The following is a 20946-nucleotide window of genomic DNA, read 5'->3' as shown; positions in this document are numbered from 1 at the left end:
AGACGCGATTCACCCCGGCTTGCGGGCCAGCAGGTAGGCCTGCGGCGTCTTCTCGTACGGACCGTGCGGCTCACGCACCAGCCGCGCTTCCACGACCAGCCCGGCGGCGACGCACAGCCCGGCCACGAAGTCCGGCTGCAACCGGTAGGCGTCGAAGGCGACGTCGTGGCCGTAGCCCTGGGTGATGCGGCGGCGCCCGTCGCCGACCTGGAACCCGGTCAGCAGCCGTCCGCCCGGCGCCAGCACCCGCGCCAGCTCCGCCACCACCGCCGGCAGCTCCTCCGGCGGGGTGTGGATCAGCGAATACCACGCCACCGCCCCGGCCAGGTCGCCGTCGCCGAGGTCGAGGGCGGCCATCGAGCCGACTTCGAAGCGCAGCCCGGGGTGCGCCCGGCGGGCCGCGTCGACCATCCCGGGCGAGAGGTCCACGCCGAACACGTCCAGCCCGAGCGAGGCCAGGTAGCCGGTCAGCCGGCCCGGGCCGCAGCCGAGGTCCCCGACCGGCCCGCCGCTCCCGACGAGCTCGGCGAACGTGCCGAGCATCGCCCGGTCCCACGGACTGGCGTCCAGCAGGTCCCGCAGCTCCTCGGCGTACGAGTCGGCGACGGTGTCGTAGGCGGTCCGGGTCTCGGTCACGAAGGCGGGTTCGGTCACGAGCCGCACCCTATCCGCGGCCACCGACAATCCGGTTCTCGGTGATCAGCCCGTGCTCGCTGGCGACGTAGTGGAAGTACGGCCGCCCGGTGTCGTCGGTTCCGGTGAACAGCGTCTTCGACCGGCCGTCGGCCTCGGTGTTGACGCCGTTCGTGCGGGCCAGCACGCCGGACGAGGCCAGCCATTCGCGGGACGCGCGCGCCGGTCGCCAGGTGCGGCCGTCGCCGGTCAGGTCGGCGAGGATCTTCGTCATGTCCACCGAGCCCGAGATGCTCAGGTTCTGGTCGTCGGTGATGTTCGCCGTCGCGTCGGTCGTCAGCGGGTAGGACCAGGTGTGCCGGTCCGCCGACCGCACCCGGCCGTCCACTGTGGACACCGATGTCTGCTGCCCGGCGTCGGCCTGCACCACATGCTGGGTGAAGCCGCCGCCGGTGACGTCGTCGCTGTTGCGGTAGTCGCGGGTGCGCTCGACCCGGGTGTACACCCGGCCGGCGGAGGTGTCGACGTAGCCCGCCGTGACGTCGTGGCGCTTCGCGGTGACCGTGACGTTCACGCCGCCGGAGATGTCCTTGACCGTCTCCTGCCGGGCCGGCGCGGCCGCGACGTCGTGCTGCGTGAGGGCGCCGGACGTCTGCGTCGCGGTTTTGTCGGTGTAGAGCAGGAGCGTCGGGACGACGGTGAATTCGCCGCCGATGTCCGGGAAGGAGAAGGAGAGGTCGTGGGTGCCGCCGTCGACGAGCCGGCCCGCGAACGGCGTGACGTCGTAGGTCTCGGCGTGCAGGCTGAAGGTGTCGATCGCGACGACCGGCCGCCACAGCTGCGGCACGATCCCGCCGGAGTAGATGTGCGGGAACGTGAACGCGCTCCCCGCGGCCACGCCGTCGATCGCGAAGTTCGCCTCGCGGTAGGGCCCCTTCCCGCAGAGGCCGGCCGCCGGGTACTTCGCGGCCACGGCGTCGGGGACGTCGTCGAACCACTGTTCGTCGCAGGCGTGGCCTTCGAGCGTGACCTCGAGGTAGGCGCGGGTGATGTTGCGCGGCAGGCCCTGCGCGCTGAAGTGCACGGTGGGCGCGGCGGGCGTCGCGTCGGCGTGCCCGAACCCGGCGACGTGGTCGGGCGTCGCGGGCGCGGGGTGCTTCCGGTCCGCCTGGTAGTAGGTGAGCGTCACGGTCTGGGCGTAGACGCCGGTGTAGATCGGCGAGTTGTAGTTTTCGATGCCGCCGTGGAACGGCTGCGGGGTGCGCAGCAGCGCGGAGTACGGCGTCAGGTCCTCGTCGAAGTGGTAGGTGATCGCGCGGCGGCCCTCGCCGCTGGGCTCCTCGGTGGTCCCCCACCAGACCTCGGTGCCGCCGATCCGCAGGTCGCCGATCCGGTCGTACTGCCGCCCGCTGACGGTGACGGTCTGGTCCATGACGACCTTCGCCCACGGCCCGGGACACGCCTTCGGCGGCGCGAGGGTGCCTTCGTAGAACTGCGGGCTGCCGTCGGCGGCGTTCGAGCGGAAGCCGTCGGCGAGCGTGACGCTGCAGTGCGGCGAGTCCGGCCGCGTGACCCCCGGCGCGGCGGTGACCGGGTTGTCGGTATCGCCTTCCACGATCGGCGAAGCCGAGGCGACCGCCCCGGTGAACACCCACGCCAGCACCAGCGACAGGACGATCGTGAAGATCCGCACCCGGACTCCTCCCAGTGGCAGGCATACCCGCCCGGAAGCCTAGCGGCGCGATCATCCGACCAACGTCGGTAATCGCCGTCTGAAACGTTTCAGATCATGCTAGGCTCACCTCTTCTCAGCGAGGGGGTCCGGTGGTCGGCATCAAGGACGTCGCGAAGCGGGCGGGCGTCTCCATCGGCACGGTGTCCAATGTGGTCAACCGGCCGCACGTCGTCGCGGCCGCGACGCGCAACCGCGTGCTTTCGGTGATCGAGGAGCTCGGGTACGTCCGGGACGAGTCCGCCCGGCAGCTGCGTGCCGGGCGCAGCCGCGTCATGGGACTGCTCGTGCTCGATCTCGGAAACCCCTTCTTCGTCGACGTCGCCCGCGGTGCCGAGCAGGCCGCGCACGCCGAAGGCCTCAACATCATCACCTGCAACAGCGGGCAGCGGTCCGAGCTGGAAGCGTCGTACCTGGCGATGTTCGCCGAGCAGCGGGTCCGCGGGGTGCTGCTGAGCCCGGTCGCGACGTCCGGCGAGGCCCTGCGGACCTTCCGGCGCACCGGCACGCCGTACGTCTTCGTCGACCGCAAGGCCCCGGCGTCCGAGGCGAGCTCGGTGTCGGTCGACGACGTCGCCGGCGGGGCGCTCGGCGGACGGCACCTGCTGGAGACCGGCCACCGGCGCATCGCGTTCGTCAACGGCCCCGCCATCCTCACCCAGTGCCGCGACCGCGAGCAGGGCCTCCGCACCGCGCTGACCGGCTCCGGCGCGGAACTGACAGTGCTGGAGGCGATCGGCCTCGACGTCACCTCCGGCCGCGACGCCGGCGCGCGCCTGCTCGGCGCGAGCCCCCGGCCGACGGCGGTGTTCTGCGCGAACGACCTCCTCGCCCTGGGCGTGCTGCAGGCGATGGTCGGCGCGGGCGTCCGCGTCCCGGAGGAGATGGCGATCGTGGGCTACGACGACATCGAGTTCGCCGGCGCGGCGGCGGTCCCGCTGACGTCGGTCCGCCAGCCGGCCCGCCGCCTCGGCCGCACCGCCGCGGAACTGCTGCTGGCCGAGACGTCGGACACCAAACCGGAGCGGCAGGCGGTGGTGTTCACCCCGGAGCTGGTCGTCCGCGAATCGACCCGGGTGCGCCGCTGACTCAGGTCGTGGCGAACAGCCGGTAGTTGAGGACGACGTACCCGGTGTGGTCGCCGGAAGAATGCAGGTCGTTGCACTCGACCCAGCCGACCCTGCCTTCGGAGGTCCGCACGCAGAACTCCTTCCCGGTGCTCAGCCCGAAATTCGCACCGGCGGTCGGCTGGTCCTCGGCCACCGCCTTGGGGCACCCGGCGCTCGCCTGTTTCTCCCCGCCGCGGTAGTCGTACATCGCCGACCGGGTCACCATCATGCCGGGATCGACGAAGTAGATGTCGATCTCCCCGTTGGGGCCACTGGCTTTCTCCGCGCGCGGGTCGGCCGCGTCGAGATCGACGCCGGTACCGGCGTCCAGCCGCACCTGGGACGAGACGCCGCTCTCCGGTGCCCCGCCGGTCGGCGCATCCGGCGGCTTCGTGGCCGTGACGGTCACCGTCCGGGTCGGTGCGGTGGCCACCCCCTGGTCGGTGCCGACCTTGTAGGCCGCGAACAGACCGCCGATCAGCGCGGCGATGACCGTGGCCAGGGCGGTGATCACCGTGCCGCGGCGGGTGATGCGGGCCGCCTGGACCGCCGGGTCGACCGGACCGCTCGTGCTTCGCCTGCCCAACTTCTCCCCCTGCGCCGAACACGCTCACCGACGCGTGCCACCGATCATGAGTCTCGGATCGGCGCCACGCCGTTTCGACGGGCCCGCTCCGGAACGTCCCTCCCTTCGCCCGCGGCCAAATCGTTTGGGATTCACGTCCCCGTTCGGCAAGCTCGGCTCATGGCGTCCAGGTGGGTGCGGCTGCAGGCCGTCGCGGTGTCCGGTTCGTCCGCCGAAGGCCTGCTGCTGGCCGCGATCCCCCTGCTGGCCGTGTCCGTCACCACCGATCCGCGCGAAGTCTCGCTGATCAACGTCGTCGGGGAAGCTCCCTGGCTGCTGCTCTCCCTGTTCGCCGGGGTGCTCATCGACCGGGTGCGCCGGACCACGGTCCTGGCCTGGGCCTACGCCGTGCTGGCCGGGGCCGCCGTCGTGCTCGCCGCCGTCGCCTCCGCCAAGCTGCTCAGTCTCTCAGTGCTGCTGGTGGTCGCCTTCGTCATCACCTCGGCGCGGGTGCTCGGCGACGGCGCCAGCGGCGCGCTCGTCCCGGAACTGGTCGGGCCCGGGCAGCTCGCCCACGCCAACGCCCGGCTCACCGTGATCGACCAGGGCGTGGTGCGGTTCGTCGTGCCGCCGCTGACCGGGTTCCTGATCGCCGTCGGCGGCGGGGCGCCCGCCTGGCTGGCCGCGGGCTGCGCGCTCCTCGCGCTCGTGCTGGCCCGCCGGATCCCGTCCCGGTCCGTGGTGGCCGCGACGACGCACCCGCTGCGGGACCTCTCGGGCGGCCTGCGGCACCTGGTGCGGACGCCGCTGCTGCGGTCGATCACGATCAACGTCGCTCTCGGCTCGTTCGCCGCGAGCGCCGGCAACTCGATGTTCGTGCTCTACGCGACGCAGGTCCTGCACGTCGGCCCGGTCGGCTACGGCCTGCTGCTCGCCTGCCTCGCCGTCGGCTGGGTCGCGTCGTCGTTCTTCGTGCAGAAGGTGGTGGACCGGCTCGGCTACTCGTGGTCGATGCGGTTCGCGCAGAGCTTCGGCGCCGTGGTGACGCTGCTGATCGCGCTCGTCCCGCCGTGGCCGCCGCTGGTGGGCCTCGTGCTGGTGTCCCTGACGGCGACCGTGCTGATCTGGAACGTCTGCTCGCAGTCCAGCCGCCAGCGCTTCACGCCGGCGCCGCTGCTGGGCCGGGTGCTCACCAGCCACCGGGCACTCGCCTGGGGCCTGACGCCGCTGGGCGCGCTGGCCGGCGGCCTGGTCGCGGCGCACTGGGGCCTGCGTGCCGTCTGGGTGATGGGCGCGGGCGTCCAGGCCGTCAGCGCGGTCCTCGTGTGGTTCCAGCTCTCCCCCGCCGCGTTCCGGCGGACCGAAGAGCTGGCGGCTGCCCAAGCCTGAAGCCGGGTGGTGTGCCGGGTCGGGGCACCGGCACACCACCCGGACGTTTCAACCGCCCAAGGCCAGCGCCACCGCGCCCAGCAGCGCCGCGTCCTGGTCGAAGCGGGCGGCCACCAGCTGCGGCGGGAACGGCACCGCGTGCGCGAGCCGGTCCGCCAGCGCCGGCAGCAGCACGTCCGCCGACCGCACGAGCCCGCCGCCGACCGCGATGCGCTCCGGGTCGAGGGCGATCGCCAGGTTGGCCACGTGCATCGACAGCTCGTCGAGCGCGGCCGTCACCAGCTCCTTGGCCTCGACGTTCTCCTTGGCCAGCGCGAACAGCTCCCCGGCGGTGACCGGGCGGCCGAGCAGTTCGCTCGCCCGGCCGCCCAGCCCACGCCCACCGACGGCTTCCTCGAGCGGCGCCGCTCCGCTCGCGAAACCCTCGGTGTCCTGCGGCGAGAGCAGGTTGTACCCGATCTCGCCCGCAGCTCCGTTGGCGCCGGTCAGCAACCGGCCGCCGACCAGCACCGCGGCCGCGATGCCGGTGCCCAGCGAGAGGAACACCGCCGGGTCGGCCCCGGCCAGCGCGCCCCAGCGCCATTCCGCCAGCGCGGCCGCCTTCGCGTCCGTGCCCACCGCGATCGACACGCCGGGGAACTCCGCGGCCACCAGCTCGGCCAGGCGCAGCTGTTCCCACCCCGGCACGTTCGGCGCGAGCAGGATGCGGTCCGGCAGCACGATCCCCGGGCTGACGACGCCGATGCAGGCGGGTACCGCGCCCTCGTCGGCCAGGAGGGCCCTGGCCGCGGCGAGCGCGCGCACCACCACCTGCTCGGCCCCCGCCTGCGCGTCGGTGTCCAGCCGGCGGGTCGCCAGCAGGGTGCCGTCGCGATCGGCGAGCCCCAGCGCCACTTTCGTGCCGCCGAAGTCGATCCCGAGAATCCGTTCCTCCGTCACGTGTGGGTCCCTCCCGTCCCCCGCACCACGATCCGGCCGGTGTTGAGCCCGTCGACGCTGATCACCGGCACCGCGCCGCGCAGGTCGGCCGCCTTGTACGTGACGGTCAGCGTCTGCGACTGGCCCGGCCACAGCGTGATGTCGTTGTCGTCCCAGGTCGCGTTCGCGAGCTGGTTGTCGCCCGGCGCTTCACGCCCGTCCGGCGTGCCGCGGCGGACGTCGGCCCGCAGGAAGAACGCCGCACCCGGCGTCTTCGAGGTGTTGGTGACCGTCACCGTGGTGACGAGGTCGCCGCCGCTCGCGCACGTCGACGCCACCGCGCCGGCCTGCGACCGCGGCAGGTTCTGCAGGACCTGCAGGTTGCCGTACTGCGACAGGGTCGCCTGCGGGTTGCCGAGCGTCTTGGCCCAGTCGACGACGTCCTTCTGCGTCGAGAGCCAGTAGACGTTCCGGTCGACGACCTTCCCGCCTCGGGAGACCTGCAGCTCCACGAAGTAGACCCGCGCGGGGGCCGGCGCCTTCGTCTCGGCGGGCACCTTCGGCTCCAGGACGCCGGTCTTGACGCCCTGGCTGCCGAGGCTCAGGCCGGTCGCGGTCTGGTCGTCGAGCACCTTGCCCGCGGTGTCGAGCACCCGCGCCTGCACCGAAAGCCCGGACTGCGTGGCCGCGCCGAGGTTGTCGAGGGTGACGGACCCGTTGTCGTAGCCGTAGATCGCGTGCAGCGGCTTGTTCGCCTTCTGGGCGCCGAAGAACGCGCCCGCCTGGTCGCCGTCGTCGTTGTAGAGCGACCACAGCAGCGTCGGCCAGCCCTTGTTCAGCTGCCAGTAGACGACGCCGGTCGCCGGGTTGGCCTTGTCCGTCGAGTGGTGCAGGAACGCCTCGAACTGCGAACGGGTGTTCTCGTAGTTCGCGATGTTCGCCAGGTCCACATAGGACTTCAGCGAGTTCCACCTCCCGTACCGCTGCGCGATCGACTGGTCGAGGGTGTACAGCGTGCCGAAGGCGTAACCGCCGTGGTCCGGCTCGAAGTTGGTGTGGTACTGGTTGTACGCCGGGTCCTGCCACAGCTTGGCCTGCTCGGCCGGCGACAGGAAGCGCTTGATCGAGTCGAGCGTCGGCACCGTGTGCCCGGCGCTCTGCTCGCTCGCGAAGCCCCAGGCGCCGCCGGCGTTGGTGCGGCTGGAGTCCTCGGGGTCGAAGTGCGAGCTGTCGTACCAGTACGTCGGCGGGACCCAGTCGTACGGGCCCTCCTTCTCCCCGGACTGGCCGAGGGTCGGCGTGCTCTTGTACTCCGCCGAAGCGATCACCGGGACCTGGAAGTCCTCCTGCTCGAACGCGGTGAGGACGGCGTGCTCCTGGTTCGGGAACGGCTCGTTGTCGCTCCAGCCGTAGTTGAAGACGCTGGGGTGGTTGCGCTCGCGCCGCGCGATGCTCACCGACGAGTCGTGGATGATCCGCAGGTCCCGCTCGCCCAGCTGCTCGGCGGTGTCCGGCTGCCAGGCGTCGCAGCACAGGAACCCGCCGATCACCAGCAGACCCGCGCGGTCCGCCTGGTCGTAGAAGTCCTGCGGCATGTCGTGGCCCTCGAGCCGGACGCCGGACAGGCCCAGATTCTTGATCAGCGCGATCTGGTGCGCGGTGTCGGCCTTGTCGTAGCGCAGGAACAGGTCCGGCGCGAAGCCGCCGCCGCGGAACACGAAGTCCTTGCCGTTGACGGTGAACTGCCGCGCGCCCTCGGGCAGCGGCGCGGACTTCCCGACGAGACGCGAGGTCACCGTGCGGATGCCGAAGGTGCTCTTCGACGACGTCGACAGGACGCCGTTCCGGGAGACGGCGGTGGTCAGCGTGTACAGCGGCTGGCCGCCCATCGAGTACGGGTACCAGACCTGCGGCTTCTCGATCTTCACCGGCGCGAACACGACTGTCCGCTTGGTGTTCGCCGGGATCGTGACGCGCTGCTTGACGACGATCGGCGCACCGGAGGGCGCGGTGATCGTCGCGGCGACGTCGCCGGTCTGCGCCGTGGCCGCGTCGTTGGTGACGTCCACCTTGACCGTCAGCTTCGAGCTGGCCAGGTCGGGCGCGTTGTCCTGCACGACGTGCGCGTTGTCGCCGGTGAGCGCGTCCCCCACCTGCAGGGTGGGCGGGAACTGGATGCCGGTGTCGTTGTCCGGCGGGATCTGGCCCCAGTCGACCTGGTCGAGGGTGTACATCTTCAGCGGGTCGTTCGGGTAGACCTTGATCGCCAGGGTGTTCTTGCCCGGCTTGACCAGCTTCGAGACGTCGAAGGTGTGCCCGGCGAACGCGCCGCTCACGATGTCCTTCGTGGCGACGAGCGTGCCGTTCACCCAGACGTCGCCCTCGCCGACGATGCCCGGGATGGTCAGCTTCGCGTGCTGGCCGGTCTTGAAGTCCGGGGTGAAGTCGGTGCGGTACCACCACGGGTCGGAGAACGGCTTCGTGACGACGGGGCCGAGCTTGTCGACGTACCCGAAGCACTTGCGCATGTTGTCGGAGTAGAAGACGTCCGGGCACTTCCCGTTCTGCACCAGCGCGTTGATCTCGGTGCCGGGCGCGCCCGCGTCGTCCGGCTTCACCGGCAGCCAGCCGCGGGTGGCGTACCCGGGCGTGGAGACCTGGTCGCCGCCGTCCTTGACGCTCGCCGTGGTGAGGACCTGCCAGCCCTGCAGGCCGATCGTGGTGAGCCCGTGCGGTTTCGCGACGGCCTGGGTGTCCTGCGCGGCGGCGGGTCCCGCCACGCTCAGCACGCCGGGCACGAGGAGCAGCGCGGCGAGCACCGCGAGCTTCTTCGTCATGCCTGAACCCCTTCCGGTTCGGTGGCGAAGGCTTCCTTGATGTCCTTGGGCCCGAACGGCCAGGTGCGCTCGGCCTTGGCGTAGACGAGGTAGGCGATCGCGCCGATGGCGATCCAGCCGAGCGACAGCCAGATGGACAGCCATTCGGCCGACTTGTAGATGTAGACCCAGCCGACGAGCGCGATGATCGTCGGCACCGGGTAGAGCCACTGCCGGTACGGCCGCCGCAGGTTCGGCTGCCGGCGGCGGAGCACGACGATCGCGGCGACCTGGGCCAGCGACTGGATGATGACCAGGGTCGCGACCGCCGCGTTGATCACCTCGGTCAGCGTGAACAGCGAGCCGATGATCGTGATGGCGCCCATGGTGAGCACGCCCGCGGTGGGCAGGTGCAGCTTCGGGTGCAGCTTGCCGAACACCGGCAGGAACACCTTGTCGCGCGCGGCTTCGAACGGCACGCGCGAGCCGCCGAGCAGCCCGGCGAACACGGACGCGATCGCCGCGATCACGATCAGCACGGTGATCGACTTGGCGACGCCGGTGCCCCACACCTGCTCCAGCACCGACGACGCGACCGACTTGGCCGTCTTCAGCTGCTCCAGCGGGATCGAGCCGAGTACCCCGACCTGGAGCAGGAAGTACAGGCCCATGATGCCGAGGATCGAGAAGATGATCGAGCGGGGCAGCGTGCGGCCCGGCTCCCGCACTTCGCCGCCGAGGTAGGCGGAGGTGTTGTAGCCGAGGTAGTCGTAGATGGCGATGATCAGGCCGGCGCCGAGGCCGGTCCAGAACGCGCCTTGGCCGCCGAAGCTGAACGCGCCCGGGGTGAAGGCGAACGCCTGCGCCGCGCTGAAGTGCGAGAACGCCGCGACGATCGTGGTCAGCACGGCGACGAGCATGACCACGAACAGCACCGTGGTGAGCTTGGAGATCTGGCCGATCTTCCGGAACAGCGCCAGGATGATCAGGAGGGTGATGCCGACGCCGATGATCTTGCCCAGCGGGGTCGTGCCCGCGTCGTCGGTGACACCGGGGATCAGGTAGCCGAGGTACTGGACGAGCCCGATGATGCCGGTCGACATGATCAGCGGGATGAACAGCACCGCGCTCCACACGAACAGGAACGGCATCAGCCGTCCGGTGCGGTACTGGAACGCTTCGCGCAGGTAGAGGTACGTGCCGCCGGCGCCCGGCATCGCGGCCCCGAGTTCGGCCCAGATCAGCCCGTCGGCCAGCGCGACGATCGCCCCGATGATCCAGCCGAACATCGCCTGCGGGCCACCCATGGTGGCGACCATGGTGGGGATCGTGACGAACGGGCCGATGCCGCACATCTGGGTCATGTTGATCGCGGTGGCCTGCAGCGGGCCGATCCGGCGTTCAAGGGCGGGCGGTTCCCCGGAACGAGTGGGTGAACTCACGACGTGCCTCCGACTAGTAGTTAGTAAAGTTTCTTAACATAGAACGCCCCGAGCCGGAAGGGTTCGCGGATAAACTTGCGGCAACTCAGGAGGACGCGTGGGACGAAACGGGCCGCAGGTGGGGACTCCGGCGCACATGCGGGCGCTGAACCAGCGCCTGGTGCTGGACCGGCTGCGCGCGCACGGCGAGGCGACGCGGCCCCGGATCGCCGCCGACACCGGGCTGTCGAAACCCACGGTGGGCCAGGCCCTGCTCGATCTCGAGCAGCACGGACTGGTCCGGACCACCGGGCGCAGCCTGGCCGGCCCCGGCCGCGCGGCGGTCGTCTACCAGGCCGCGCCGGACGCGGGGCACGTCGTCGGCGTCGACATCGGGCGGCGGGTGCTGCGGATCGCCGTCGCGGACCTGGAAGGCAGCATCGTCGCGCGGCTCGACGAGCCCAACCGGTGCCGGTCGGCGAGTGCGCTGGTACGCACGGTCAGCGAATCCGTCGAACGCGCGGTCGCCTCGGCCGGGCTGAACCCGCACGAAGTCGTGTCGACGGTGGTCGGCACCCCCGGCGTCCCCGACCCGGCGACGGGCACGGTGCACCGCGCGCCCAACCTGCCGGGCTGGGAACGCCGCGGGCTGCTGCACGAGCTCGTCTCGGCGCTGGCCGTCGCGGGCTCGGACGTGGTGGTGGAGAACGACGCGAACCTGTGCGCGGTCGGCGAGCACGCGCTCGGCGCGGCGCTGGGCGTCGACGTGCTGGTGTGCCTGACCGTCGGCACCGGCATCGGCATGGGCCTGCTGGTGGACGGCAAGCTGTTCCGCGGCGCCCACGGCGCGGCGGGCGAGATCGCGGACCTGCCGTTCGGCGTGGTGCCGTCGGGCGAGGGCGCCGGGACGCGCCGCCCCGGCCCGGTGGAGACGGCGGCGGCGGGCCAGGCGGTGCTGGCCGCGGCGCGGTCGCGGGGCCTGACGAAGGCGCGTTCGGCGAAGGACGTGTTCCGGCTGGCCCGGGCGGGCGATCCGCGGGCTCTCGCCGTGGTCGAGGAGGAGGCGGAGAAGCTGGCGTACGTGGTCGCGGCGGTGGCGGCGGTCCTGGACCCGCGCTTGATCGTCCTGGGCGGCGGCATCGGCGGCAACACGGACCTGCTGGCCGGACCGATGCGCCGCGCCCTCACCGCGACGACGCCGGTGGTGCCGGACATCGTGGCGGGCCAGCTGGGCGAGGACGCGGTCCTGGCGGGAGCGATCGCGACGGCCCTGGGCACGGCGCGCGAGCTGGTGTTCGACCGCCGCGGCCTGCGGCGCGCGGCCGGGGACGCCTGAGCGATCCGGACACCGGAAAGCACGGCCCCGCCGGAAAGTCCGCTCGGCCAGGGTTTGCGCGCCCGGGCAGAATCCTGCTCCTGTCCGCAGTGGACTGAAGCGACGGCCCGCGCGGCGTGCGCGACCCCCACCGTCAAGGGCAGCACCCCACCCGCGGCCGCAGTCGACTAGTCGGACGGTCCGCGCAGGGTGAGCACCACCCGCAACACGTACTCGACCGCCGTCGGGAAGGCGGCGCCGCGCAGTTCGCCGCGGTCGGCGAGGTTGCGGGCGGCGAACTCCAGCTCCCGCTCCGGGCCGCCCCGGCGGACGACCAGCGCGGCGATCTCCTCGAAGTCGAGTTCGGGGTGATCCAGGCGCGTCAGGGCGAACTCGATCATCAGGTCCTCGGCTGTCACGCCCACCTCCTTCGCTGTCTCCAGCCTACGCGTGAGCGGTCTCACCAGGCTTACTATACCGTCCAGACGGTATAGTAAGACCCATGACGACCACCTTGCCGACCTCCGCCCGGCCGCTGAGCCCCCGGCGCCGCTGGGCCGCGCTGGGCGTGCTCGTCGGCGCCGTGCTCCTGCTCGCGGTCGACGGCACCGTGCTGTACCTGGCCGTGCCGTCGCTCACCCGCGAACTCGCGCCGACCGCCACCGAAATCCTCTGGATCGGCGACGTCTACTCCCTTGCCCTGGCCGGGCTGCTGGTCACGGCCGGGAACCTCGCCGACCGGTTCGGGCGCAAGAAGGTGCTGCTCCTCGGGACCGCGGCGTTCGGGCTCGCCTCCGCGCTGGCCGCCTTCTCCCCCACCGCGAGCGTGCTCATCGTCGCGCGGCTGCTGCTCGGGGTCGCCGGCGCGACGATCATGCCCTCGACGCTGTCGCTCATCCGGACGCTGTTCGCCGACCCGCGCGAGCGCACCCGCGCCATCGCCATCTGGTCGGCCGGGTCCGGTGGCGGCATCGCGCTGGGCCCGCTGGTCGGCGGGATGCTGCTCGAGCACTACTGGTGGGGCTCGGTGTTCCTGATCAACGTGCCGATCGTCGTCGCCTTCCTGATCGCGGGCGCGTGGCTGCTGCCCGAATCGCGGGATCCGGACCCGGGCCGGTTCGACCTGCTCTCGGCCGGGCTGTCGCTGGCCGCGATCGTGCCGCTGGTCTACGCGGTCAAGCACGCCGTCAGCACGGGTTTCGACGTCAGGATGGGCGTTGCCGCCGTACTCGGGCTGGTGTCCGGTGTCCTCTTCGTCCGCCGCCAGCGGCGGGCCGCGGCTCCCTTGATCGACGTCACGCTGTTCCGCAACGGCGCCTTCAGCGGCGCGGTCCTGGCGAACTTCATCGCGGTCTTCGCGCTGATGGGCCTGCTGTTCTTCTTCTCGCAGTACCTGCAGCTCGTCCGCGGCTTCTCGCCGCTGCAGGCGGGGTTCGCGGAGATGCCCGCGACACTGGCGTCGATCGCCGTCGTGGCCGCGGTCGGCGTGGTCGCCGGGCGGCTCGGGCGGGGCCGGGCCATCGCGGCGGGCCTCGCGGTCGCCGCGCTGGGCCTCGCGCTGGTCGCGGTCGCCGAACGGGCGCCGCAGTACTGGTGGCTGGGCCTGACGCTGGTGCCGGTCGGGCTCGGCGTCGGGCTGGCGCTGACGCTGACCGTCGACTCGGTGCTCTCCGCGGTCCCGCGGGACAAGGCCGGCTCGGCGTCGGCGATCTCCGAGACGGCCTACGAACTCGGGGCGGCGCTGGGCATCGCGATCCTCGGCTCGGTGGTGAACCTGGTCTACCGCGCGTTCCTGCCGGCCGGCCCGGTGCCCGGCGAGGTCCGCGACTCGCTCGCCGGGGCCGCGAGCGTCCTGGATCCGGGCTCCGAACTGGCCCGGGCCGCCCGGGAAGCCTTCACCGGCGCCATGCAGGTGACGTCCCTCGCCGCAGCCGCCGTCACCGCCGTCGCCGCGCTGATCGCCTGGCGTACCATTCCGTCCATTCCGTCCGGAAAGGACTGAGCATGCCTCGCAGAGCCGGGCGCGGCCCGGAGGAAACGCGCCGGGCCCTGCTCGACGCCGCCGCGCGGGTCATCCGCACCCGCGGTGTCTCGGCCTCCCTCGACGACATCGCCCGGGCGGCCGGCGTGTCGAAAGGCGGGCTGCTGTACCACTTCCCGGCCAAGGACGTGCTGGTGCGCACGCTCGCCCAGGACCTGCTGGAGGCGTTCCGCACCGAGGTGCGGGCCGCGCTCGACCCGGCCGACACCGCCCCGGGGCGGCTGACGCGCGCGTACGTCCGGGCGTCGCTGGACACCTCCTACGACGAGGTCGCGGTCCGCGAGACCATCGCCCTGATCGCCCAGCTGATCTCGATCCCCGAGGTCGCCGGGATCGCCCGCGCGGACGCGGAGCGGTGGGAGCGCGAACTCCGCGAAGACGGCCTCCCGGCCGACGTCGTCACCCTGGTGGTCGCGGCGGCCGACGGCGCGAGCACGGCGCCGCTGTGGGGTGCGGGCATCGACGTGGCCGCCGCGCGGAAGCTGGAGCAGCAGCTCCTCGCCCTGACCCGGAGCGCCTGACCGGCCGCTGTCAACCCGACTTTGGTGTTGGGAAATCACCACTTTCCGAGCCCTACGTTAGTCGGCTCCGGTGAAGGTGTCTTCCGGGTAAATTCTCGACAGCGCGCGCAATTCCGGCAAATCCCCGTCCCCCCACGAGGAGTCTTCCGATGTCGAGGAAGTTCGCCCTGGCCGGCGCTGTCGCGCTCGCCTTGACCGTGACCCCGCTCGCCGCGGGTACCGCGTCGGCCGCCACCGAGCAGCAGGCCGCCGTCACCACGGTCTACTACAGCACCGCCAGCGCACCGACGTTCCGTTCGGTGATCAACGCCGGTGCCGCCAACTGGAACCGCAGCGTCACCAACGTCCGGCTCGTCGAGCGCAACTCCGGCGCCAGCCTGCGCTACACCGAGGGCAACGACCCCCGCGGCTCCTACGCCTCGACCAACGGGCACGGCAGCGGCACCATCTTCATCGACTACACCCAGGCCCGCCAGTACAACCCGACCCGCATCGCGGCGCACGAGACCGGGCACGCCCTCGGGCTGCCCGACCACTACTCGGGCCCGTGCTCCGAGCTGATGTCGGGTGGCGGCCCCGGCCCGTCCTGCACGAACGCGGTGCCCAACAGCGCCGAGCGCAGCCGGGTCAACTCGCTGTGGGCCAACGGCCTCGTCGCGGCCAACGCCGAGCGGGTCTACGAAACCGTCTACGGCTTCTGATCAGGTGAGCTGTGGCCCGGGCCCGGTGCCCGGGCCACAGCCCTGTCCGGGTCGGCCTCGGTGATCATCCCGAGGGGGTGCGACCCTCGGCGCATTCTGCGACCGGTACCTCAACCGCAGGTGATCCAGCCGAGGTGAGGGCACAATGCGGCGATCAACGGCGGGTCCACTGCTGGTTGGCGCCGCCGCCGCAGGTCCAGAGGATGATCTTCGTGGCGTTCGCGGTGGCCGCGCCGCTCGCGTCCAGGCACAGCCCGGACACCGCGTTCGTGACGGTCCCGTTCGCGTTGACCGTCCACTGCTGGTTGCGCTGGCCGTTGCAGTCCCAGACGACCACGGAGGTGCCGTCGGCCGTCCCGCTGTCGTAGGCGTCGAGGCACTTGGTGCCGTTGACGACGAGCTGGCCGCGCACCGGCGCCCAGGTCTGGTTCGGACCGGCGGCGCAGTCCCACAGCTGGGCCTGGATCCCGTTGGTGATGCCGTTGTCGTCGACGTCGACGCACCGTCCGGACTGGCCACCGGCGAGCTGGACGCCGGTGCTGCCCGGCAGCGGCAGGATGGCGACGTCCGAGAGTTGCGGCGGAGTCCCGGAGAACGTCAGGGTGTTGGTGTTGCCCTTGCCCAGGGACACGACGGCGGAGACGGTCTTCGGCGTTCCGCCGGTGGCCGGGAAGGCGAGGACGGTCGGCTGCTGGCCGTTCACGGCGAGCGTCGCCGTCTGGGTGCCGGTCGCGCTGTAGGTGAAGGTCGCGACGGCGAGCCCGGTCGCCGCGGCGGTGACGCCGGTGAACCGGGAGCCGCTCGCCGGGTAGCTCGCCGACGCCGCGTCGGCGCCCTGGACGGTCAGCAGCACCGAGTCGCCGGCCGGGACGTTCACGCCGTAGCCGGTGGCGAAATTCCCCGCGTCGGTGGCGCCCCAGACGTTCCGGACGTGCGCGGTGGCCGGCGTCAGGCCGAGGTCGGCCCAGCGGACGTTCATCGTCGCCGCCGAAGACGTCCGGTTCAGCAGGACCACCGCGCGCTTGCCGGATCCACTGAGGACCTTCGAGTGGACCTGGAGCCCGGCCGCGTCCTCGGCGACCTTGACACCCTGCAGGCCGCGCGGGTCCTGGTCGACGGCGATGACCTCCCGGTTCGCCAGGATCGCCTTCGTGGCCGCGCTCATCGTCGCGAGGTTGTTGCCCGCCAGCAGCGGTGCGCCCGAAACCGACCACAGGCTCATCTCCGTGCGGGCCTGCGCGTCGGTGAGGCCGGGCATGCCCACGGTCAGCATGTCCGGGTCGTTGACGTACCCGGTGTGCTGCGAAACGGGGTGCTGCGCCTGGTCGAAGTTGGTCAGCACCTGGCCGAGGTTCGCCGTTTGGCCGTAGTAGATGATGTCCGTGCTGGTGCGCCACATCGGGGCCGTCCCGGCACCCCAGTTCCACGGGTTCTTCTTGCCCCAGTCGCAGATCGAAAGCGTGAGGGAGCGCCCGGTCTGCGCGGTGGCGGCCTTGTCGGCGTCGCTGATCGCCTGGTAGGTGCTCTTCGGGTCGAGCCCCTCGGCGTCGCCGCCGCACCAGTCGACCTTGACGAAGTCGAAGCCCCAGCGCTGGAACTGCAGCATGTCCTGCAGGTAGTGGCCTTCGCTGCCGCTCCCGGGCGCCGCGGGCCGGCCGGTCGGGAAGTAGTAGCCGCAGCCGTCGCGGCCGGCGTCGGTGTAGATCCCGGCCTTGAGTCCCTTGCCGTGCAGGTAGTCCGCGATCGCCTTCATCCCGCCGGGCCACTCGGCGGTGTCCACGGTGATGTTCCCGGCGTTGTCGCGGGTGCCCTGCCACCAGCCTTCGTCGATGTCGACGTAGCTGTAGCCGGCGTCCTTCAGCCCGGCCGAGACGAGCGCGTCGGCCTGCGCCTTGATGGTCGTGTAGTCGATCTTGGTGGCGAAGGTGTTCCACGACGCCCAGCCCATCGCCGGCGGCGGGACGGCCACCTCCGCGGCGGTCGTGCTCGCCGAGGCGACCCCGAATCCGGGGGTGATTCCGGCGAACAGCACGAGCGCGGACCATCCGAGGCGCAGCTTCATGACATGGCTCCGACTTCGTCGTCGAAAAATTGTTAGCGCTAACATTCCGCGCTGCGTCTGAATTGTTGACGTCTCGCGACGGCACGTCAAGGGGCGGCCGGAGGGACTTGCGGAGTTAGCTTGCTAGCATGCTAGCCTCGGTGAGTGGGTGATGACGACGTCAAGCAGTTCAACGTGTACCTGCCGATCGGCCTGATCCGGCAGGTCAAGCACCGAGCCGTCGAGACGGAGCAGTCGCTCTCGGCGCTCGTCGCCGAAGCACTGCGCGCCTACCTCGCGACCGATCCCGAAGAGGAGCACTGACATGACGACCGAGGGCATCGAGGCGATGTACCTGGAGACGCACAACTGGGGCAAGGCGGCCAAGTTCTTCCAGGCGCTGGGCTACGAGATCGACTTCGCGACCGACCACAACTCCGGGCAGCTGCGCAACGGCGACGGCCCCTGGCTGTTCATCGCCGAGGTGCCCGAGAGCCAGGAGCCGCGGACGCAGATCGTGTTCAAGGTCCCCGACGCGGACAAGTTCGAAGCCGGCGACATCGTCGAGGTGGTCACCCCGTTCGAGGAAACCCATTACGGGACACGGGAAATGTCCGTCCGCGACCCCGACGGGCGGACGTGGACGTTGTCGGCGCCGGGCGCGGCCTGACGTGGCCGCGCCGGACAGCACGGCGGTGCGCACGGCCCTGTGGCGGGCCCTGCACGTCGCCGTCGATCCGCCGCCGCACGTCTTCGCCGACGAACTCGGCCTGAGGCTGGCGGACCCGGGCGAGGGCTGGCGGCACCGCGACGACATGGACCCGGCGACCGCCGGCCGCTACCGGGCCGGCATGGTGGCCCGGGCCCGGTTCGTCGAAGATCTGGTCACCGAGCGGGCCGGCCGGGGTGTCGGCCAGTACGTGATCCTCGGGGCCGGGCTCGACACCTTCGCCCAGCGGCGCCCGGAAGTCGCGGCCCGGCTGCGGGTGTTCGAAGTGGACCAGCCGGGCCCCCAGGCCTGGAAGCGCGCCCGGCTGGCCGAACTCGGCCTGGCCGTGCCGGACTGGCTGCACTTCGTGCCGGTCGACTTCGAGACGGCGTCGTGGTGGGAGCGGCTCACGGCCGCGGGCTTCGCGCCGGACGAACCGGCGGTGGTGGCGTCGACCGGCGTCAGCATGTACCTCACCCGGGAGGCGAACGCGGCCACGCTGCGCCGGATCGCCGGGTTCGCCCCGGGCTCCACGCTCGCGATGACGTTCATGCTGCCGGCCGGACTGCTCGACGAGGGCGAACGCGCCCGCCACCAAGCCACCGCGAGCAAGGCCGCGGCAGCGGGGACGCCGTTCGTCAGCTCGTTTTCCCCGCGGAAATGCTGACGATGGCCCGCGAGGCGGGGTTCCGCGACGTCGTCCATGTTTCGGGCGCCGAGCTGGACGCGCGGTACTTCGCGGGCCGCACCGACGGGCTCCAGATCGTGCGGGGCGAGGAATTCCTGGTCGCCACCACGGGAACTACGGGCGGGGCTGCTGCCCGAGGTACGCCCGCAGCATCGTCTTGACCGGCTCCAGGAGCTCGGGGGAACCGTCGCGGCGGAAGGCTTCCTGGATCACCGCGTCGGCGGCGATGAACGCCGTGCGGCACGCCACCGCCGCCTCGTAGTCGTCGCGCAGGAGGTGCTGCGCGACGAGGATGCGGTGCACGCCGGTGGCCATCACGCGCTTGTGCGCGAGGTCGGCTTCCCGGGTTCCGTCGGTGAGGCCGCGGCCGAACCACAGCGCGCGGAACCCGGGCTCGGCGCGGTAGAGCCCGGCGAAGGCGTCGACGAGCAGGCCGACGGGATCCGCCCAGGTCTCCTCGGCCGCTCGCTCGGCGAACGACGTCATGAGGTCTTCGAGGCGGGCGAGGTACACCTCGCCCAGTGCTTCGGTGATGGCGTCGCGGTCCGGCAGGTACTGGTACAGCGCGCCCACCGAGACACCGGCCTCGGCGGCGACGCGGGTGGTGGTCAGCGCCTCGACGCCGTCCGCGGCGAGCAGCCGGTCGGCGGCCGCGAGGACCTGGGCCAGCTTCTGCCGCGAACGGGCCTGGCGGGGCACCCGCCGCAGGCGGACACCCGCTTCGACGGGCTCCGGGCCGGTCATACGGCCTCCAACCTGAATCAGACTTTGATTCGGGTTCAGTCTAGCCCCGCTCCCGGGCCCGGGCAGCCCGAACCGCGAGGCCGCCCGGCCCGCCGCCTCGCTCACTCTCCCTGCGCCGCACCCGCGGCCGGCTCAGGCGCGGCCGAACAACCTCGATCCCTTGCGCCGCACCGGGAGCCGCCCGGCTACGGCGTCTTCCAGCAACGTCCCCACCGTCTCGCGTGCGCAGGCCTTGTTCGCGCCGATCCCGCCCGACGGTCCGCGCTTGATCCACCCCGCCACGTACACCCCTGGCCGCCCGGTGACCCGGCCCGCCTCGTTCGGGACGATCCCCACCTCCTCGTCGAACGGCAGGCCCGGCACCGCAACTCCGCGGAAGCCCGCCGCCCGGACCACGCGGCCCGCCGGGATCTCGACCTCACCCTCCGGGCCCGACGTCACCACCGCGCGGACCTCGGTGTCGCCCCCGAACGCCACCGGTGCCGAGTGGAAGCGCAGCACGATGCGGCGGCCGTCCGGGGGCGGTGTCGACCAGTCGACTTTCTCGCGCGGCACGCCCCGCAACCACGCCGCCTCCCCGCCCGCCGAGTCGCCTTCGATCGCCGCCGCGATGCGGGGGTCGTGCGCGTCCACCACCAATCCGCCGCGGGCCGCCAGGGCCAGCAGCTCCGGGCGCGTGTAGGCCGCCGCTTCCGGGCCGCGGCGGGCCAGCACCACCACCTCGCGGACCTTGGCCGAGCGCAGGCGGGCCAGCGCTTCCGGCGCGATCGACGTTGCCGCGAGCGCGTCCGGTTCGGCCGTCAGGATGCGGGCGATGTCCAGGGCGACGTTGCCGGTGCCCACGACGACCACGCGCTCCGCCGAGAGGTCGACGGCGTCCGGCTCGACGTCCGGGTGGCCGTTGTACCAGCCCACGACCGCCGCCGCCGGAAGGCTGCCGGGCAGGTCTTCGCCCGGGACGCCGAGGCGCCGGGCCTCGGTCGCCCCGACCGCGTAGATCACCGCGTCGTGGCGATCGGCCAGGCCGGGGCCGGCCGGCTCGCCGAGGCGCAGGCGCAGCCGCGGGTGGTCGTGGAACCGCGCGAACGTCTCGCCGATCTTCTTCGTCGACGGGTGGTCGGGTGCGACGCCGTAGCGGATCAGCCCACCGGCCACGGGCAGGCGGTCGATGAGGGTCACGCGGGCGTTCGTGTGCAGCAGCAGGTCTTCCACCGCGTACATCCCCGCCGGGCCGGTGCCGACGACGGCGACGTCCAAGGGCGCGAAGTCGCTCGGCAGCACCCGCCCGAAGGAAGGCGGGGACCACCGGTGGAAGTTCGGCGCCACCGAAACGTCCGCCAGGGCGTCCCGGCCCGCGTAGTACTCCGCGTTGATTTCCTCGTACGCCCGCAGCGGCCCGGTCAGGTCGCCGGCCGGGAAGATCGCGTCGACCGGGCAGGCGTCGGCGCAGGCGCCGCAGTCGATGCAGGTGGCCGGGTCGATGTAGAGCAGGTCGGTCGTCCCGAAGTCCGGCTCGTCCGGCGTCGGGTGGATGCAGTTGACCGGGCAGACCGACACGCAGGTCGCGTCGGTGCAGCAGGTCTGGGTGATCGCGAACGCCATG

Annotated in this window: 18 protein-coding genes and 1 pseudogene; 9 read left to right on the top strand and 10 right to left on the bottom strand. The window is 72.0% G+C overall.

Going from position 1 to position 20946, the window contains the following annotated elements; translation table 11 throughout:
• Positions 1-9: 9 nt before the first annotated feature.
• Entirely contained in the window at positions 10-663 is a 654-nt protein-coding gene (locus C2L58_RS03975) for a class I SAM-dependent DNA methyltransferase (protein ID WP_103335913.1), read from the bottom strand.
• 1 nt (position 664) lies between these two features.
• On the bottom strand, positions 665-2326 hold the full coding sequence (locus C2L58_RS03970; protein ID WP_103335912.1) for a peptide-N4-asparagine amidase: 1662 nt from the start codon (positions 2324-2326) through the stop codon (positions 665-667).
• 131 nt (positions 2327-2457) lie between these two features.
• On the opposite strand from C2L58_RS03970, the gene C2L58_RS03965 reads away from it, so the two are divergent.
• Positions 2458-3453: a LacI family DNA-binding transcriptional regulator gene (locus C2L58_RS03965; protein ID WP_103335910.1), complete on the top strand. Its 996-nt coding sequence runs from the start codon at positions 2458-2460 to the stop codon at positions 3451-3453.
• A gap of 1 nt (position 3454) precedes the next feature.
• Here the strand turns inward: C2L58_RS03965 and C2L58_RS03960 are convergent, their stop codons facing one another.
• Entirely contained in the window at positions 3455-4060 is a 606-nt protein-coding gene (locus C2L58_RS03960; RefSeq protein WP_103335909.1) for a hypothetical protein, read from the bottom strand.
• Positions 4061-4219: 159 nt separating this feature from the next.
• On the opposite strand from C2L58_RS03960, the gene C2L58_RS03955 reads away from it, so the two are divergent.
• Positions 4220-5428 (top strand): MFS transporter, encoded by a 1209-nt coding sequence (locus C2L58_RS03955; protein ID WP_103335907.1) that lies wholly within the window; start codon positions 4220-4222, stop codon positions 5426-5428.
• A gap of 48 nt (positions 5429-5476) precedes the next feature.
• On the opposite strand, the gene C2L58_RS03950 is transcribed toward C2L58_RS03955, so the two are convergent.
• Genes C2L58_RS03950 through C2L58_RS03940 form a run of 3 tightly spaced genes read right to left on the bottom strand, consistent with a single transcriptional unit; the run spans position 5477 to position 10604 of the window.
• Entirely contained in the window at positions 5477-6367 is an 891-nt protein-coding gene (locus C2L58_RS03950) for an ROK family protein (RefSeq protein ID WP_103335905.1), read from the bottom strand.
• Positions 6364-9183, bottom strand: a complete 2820-nt coding sequence (locus tag C2L58_RS03945) for a glycosyl hydrolase 2 galactose-binding domain-containing protein (protein WP_103335903.1) — start codon at positions 9181-9183, stop codon at positions 6364-6366. The genes C2L58_RS03950 and C2L58_RS03945 overlap by 4 nt, the downstream gene beginning before the upstream one ends.
• Positions 9180-10604: an APC family permease gene (locus C2L58_RS03940; protein WP_103335902.1), complete on the bottom strand. Its 1425-nt coding sequence runs from the start codon at positions 10602-10604 to the stop codon at positions 9180-9182. Before C2L58_RS03940 ends, C2L58_RS03945 begins: the two co-directional genes overlap by 4 nt.
• A 136-nt stretch (positions 10605-10740) precedes the next feature.
• Between C2L58_RS03940 and C2L58_RS03935 the strand changes: the two genes are divergently transcribed.
• Entirely contained in the window at positions 10741-11919 is a 1179-nt protein-coding gene (locus C2L58_RS03935) for an ROK family transcriptional regulator (RefSeq protein ID WP_199191089.1), read from the top strand.
• Between the two features lie 167 nt (positions 11920-12086).
• On the opposite strand, the gene C2L58_RS03930 is transcribed toward C2L58_RS03935, so the two are convergent.
• Positions 12087-12317: a hypothetical protein gene (locus C2L58_RS03930; protein WP_199191081.1), complete on the bottom strand. Its 231-nt coding sequence runs from the start codon at positions 12315-12317 to the stop codon at positions 12087-12089.
• An 83-nt stretch (positions 12318-12400) separates the two neighbouring features.
• On the opposite strand from C2L58_RS03930, the gene C2L58_RS03925 reads away from it, so the two are divergent.
• The 3 genes from C2L58_RS03925 to C2L58_RS03915 all read left to right on the top strand — a co-directional run bounded on the left by C2L58_RS03925 (position 12401) and on the right by C2L58_RS03915 (position 15161).
• On the top strand, positions 12401-13900 hold the full coding sequence (locus C2L58_RS03925; protein WP_103335898.1) for an MFS transporter: 1500 nt from the start codon (positions 12401-12403) through the stop codon (positions 13898-13900).
• A gap of 2 nt (positions 13901-13902) precedes the next feature.
• Positions 13903-14460, top strand: coding sequence for a TetR/AcrR family transcriptional regulator (locus C2L58_RS03920; protein WP_103335897.1), 558 nt, complete (start codon positions 13903-13905; stop codon positions 14458-14460).
• Between the two features lie 149 nt (positions 14461-14609).
• Positions 14610-15161 carry a snapalysin family zinc-dependent metalloprotease gene (locus tag C2L58_RS03915; protein WP_103335895.1) on the top strand — a complete coding sequence of 184 codons (552 nt, stop codon included), beginning with the start codon at positions 14610-14612 and terminating at the stop codon, positions 15159-15161.
• A 154-nt stretch (positions 15162-15315) separates the two neighbouring features.
• Here the strand turns inward: C2L58_RS03915 and C2L58_RS03910 are convergent, their stop codons facing one another.
• Complete coding sequence (locus tag C2L58_RS03910) at positions 15316-17223, bottom strand: alpha-galactosidase (RefSeq protein ID WP_103335894.1); 1908 nt, start codon at positions 17221-17223, stop codon at positions 15316-15318.
• A 144-nt stretch (positions 17224-17367) separates the two neighbouring features.
• Between C2L58_RS03910 and C2L58_RS03905 the strand changes: the two genes are divergently transcribed.
• The 3 genes and pseudogenes from C2L58_RS03905 (at position 17368) to C2L58_RS03895 (ending at position 18760) form a co-directional block, all read left to right on the top strand.
• A complete protein-coding gene (locus C2L58_RS03905) occupies positions 17368-17526 on the top strand; it encodes a ribbon-helix-helix protein, CopG family (protein ID WP_103335892.1) in 159 nt (52 codons plus the stop codon).
• 1 nt (position 17527) lies between these two features.
• Positions 17528-17872: a VOC family protein gene (locus C2L58_RS03900; RefSeq protein ID WP_103335890.1), complete on the top strand. Its 345-nt coding sequence runs from the start codon at positions 17528-17530 to the stop codon at positions 17870-17872.
• A 1-nt stretch (position 17873) separates the two neighbouring features.
• A pseudogene (locus C2L58_RS03895) lies at positions 17874-18760 on the top strand (class I SAM-dependent methyltransferase).
• Here C2L58_RS03895 and C2L58_RS03890 read toward each other — a convergent pair.
• Both C2L58_RS03890 and C2L58_RS03885 read right to left on the bottom strand, forming a co-directional pair.
• Positions 18714-19343: a TetR/AcrR family transcriptional regulator gene (locus C2L58_RS03890; protein WP_103335889.1), complete on the bottom strand. Its 630-nt coding sequence runs from the start codon at positions 19341-19343 to the stop codon at positions 18714-18716. The pseudogene C2L58_RS03895 and the gene C2L58_RS03890 sit on opposite strands and share 47 nt — an antisense overlap.
• A 132-nt stretch (positions 19344-19475) precedes the next feature.
• Positions 19476-20945 carry an FAD-dependent oxidoreductase gene (locus C2L58_RS03885; RefSeq protein ID WP_103335887.1) on the bottom strand — a complete coding sequence of 490 codons (1470 nt, stop codon included), beginning with the start codon at positions 20943-20945 and terminating at the stop codon, positions 19476-19478.
• Position 20946 lies beyond the last annotated feature (1 nt).

Source organism: Amycolatopsis sp. CA-126428 (genome assembly GCF_002904335.1).
In the GTDB taxonomy this organism is placed as follows: Bacteria; Actinomycetota; Actinomycetes; order Mycobacteriales; family Pseudonocardiaceae; genus Amycolatopsis.
The sequence above is the reverse complement of the archived record's forward strand: the minus strand, read 5'-3'. Positions and strand labels throughout refer to the sequence as shown.

Coding starts and splice junctions, on each gene's coding strand:
- C2L58_RS03955 (WP_103335907.1), top strand. CDS start 4,220: ATGGCGTCCAGGTGGGTGCGGCTGCAGGCCGTCGCGGTGTCCGGTTCG.
- C2L58_RS03945 (WP_103335903.1), bottom strand. CDS start 9,183: ATGACGAAGAAGCTCGCGGTGCTCGCCGCGCTGCTCCTCGTGCCCGGC.
- C2L58_RS03935 (WP_199191089.1), top strand. CDS start 10,741: ATGCGGGCGCTGAACCAGCGCCTGGTGCTGGACCGGCTGCGCGCGCAC.
- C2L58_RS03925 (WP_103335898.1), top strand. CDS start 12,401: ATGACGACCACCTTGCCGACCTCCGCCCGGCCGCTGAGCCCCCGGCGC.
- C2L58_RS03920 (WP_103335897.1), top strand. CDS start 13,903: ATGCCTCGCAGAGCCGGGCGCGGCCCGGAGGAAACGCGCCGGGCCCTG.
- C2L58_RS03915 (WP_103335895.1), top strand. CDS start 14,610: ATGTCGAGGAAGTTCGCCCTGGCCGGCGCTGTCGCGCTCGCCTTGACC.
- C2L58_RS03910 (WP_103335894.1), bottom strand. CDS start 17,223: ATGAAGCTGCGCCTCGGATGGTCCGCGCTCGTGCTGTTCGCCGGAATC.
- C2L58_RS03900 (WP_103335890.1), top strand. CDS start 17,528: ATGACGACCGAGGGCATCGAGGCGATGTACCTGGAGACGCACAACTGG.
- C2L58_RS03890 (WP_103335889.1), bottom strand. CDS start 19,343: ATGACCGGCCCGGAGCCCGTCGAAGCGGGTGTCCGCCTGCGGCGGGTG.
- C2L58_RS03885 (WP_103335887.1), bottom strand. CDS start 20,945: ATGGCGTTCGCGATCACCCAGACCTGCTGCACCGACGCGACCTGCGTG.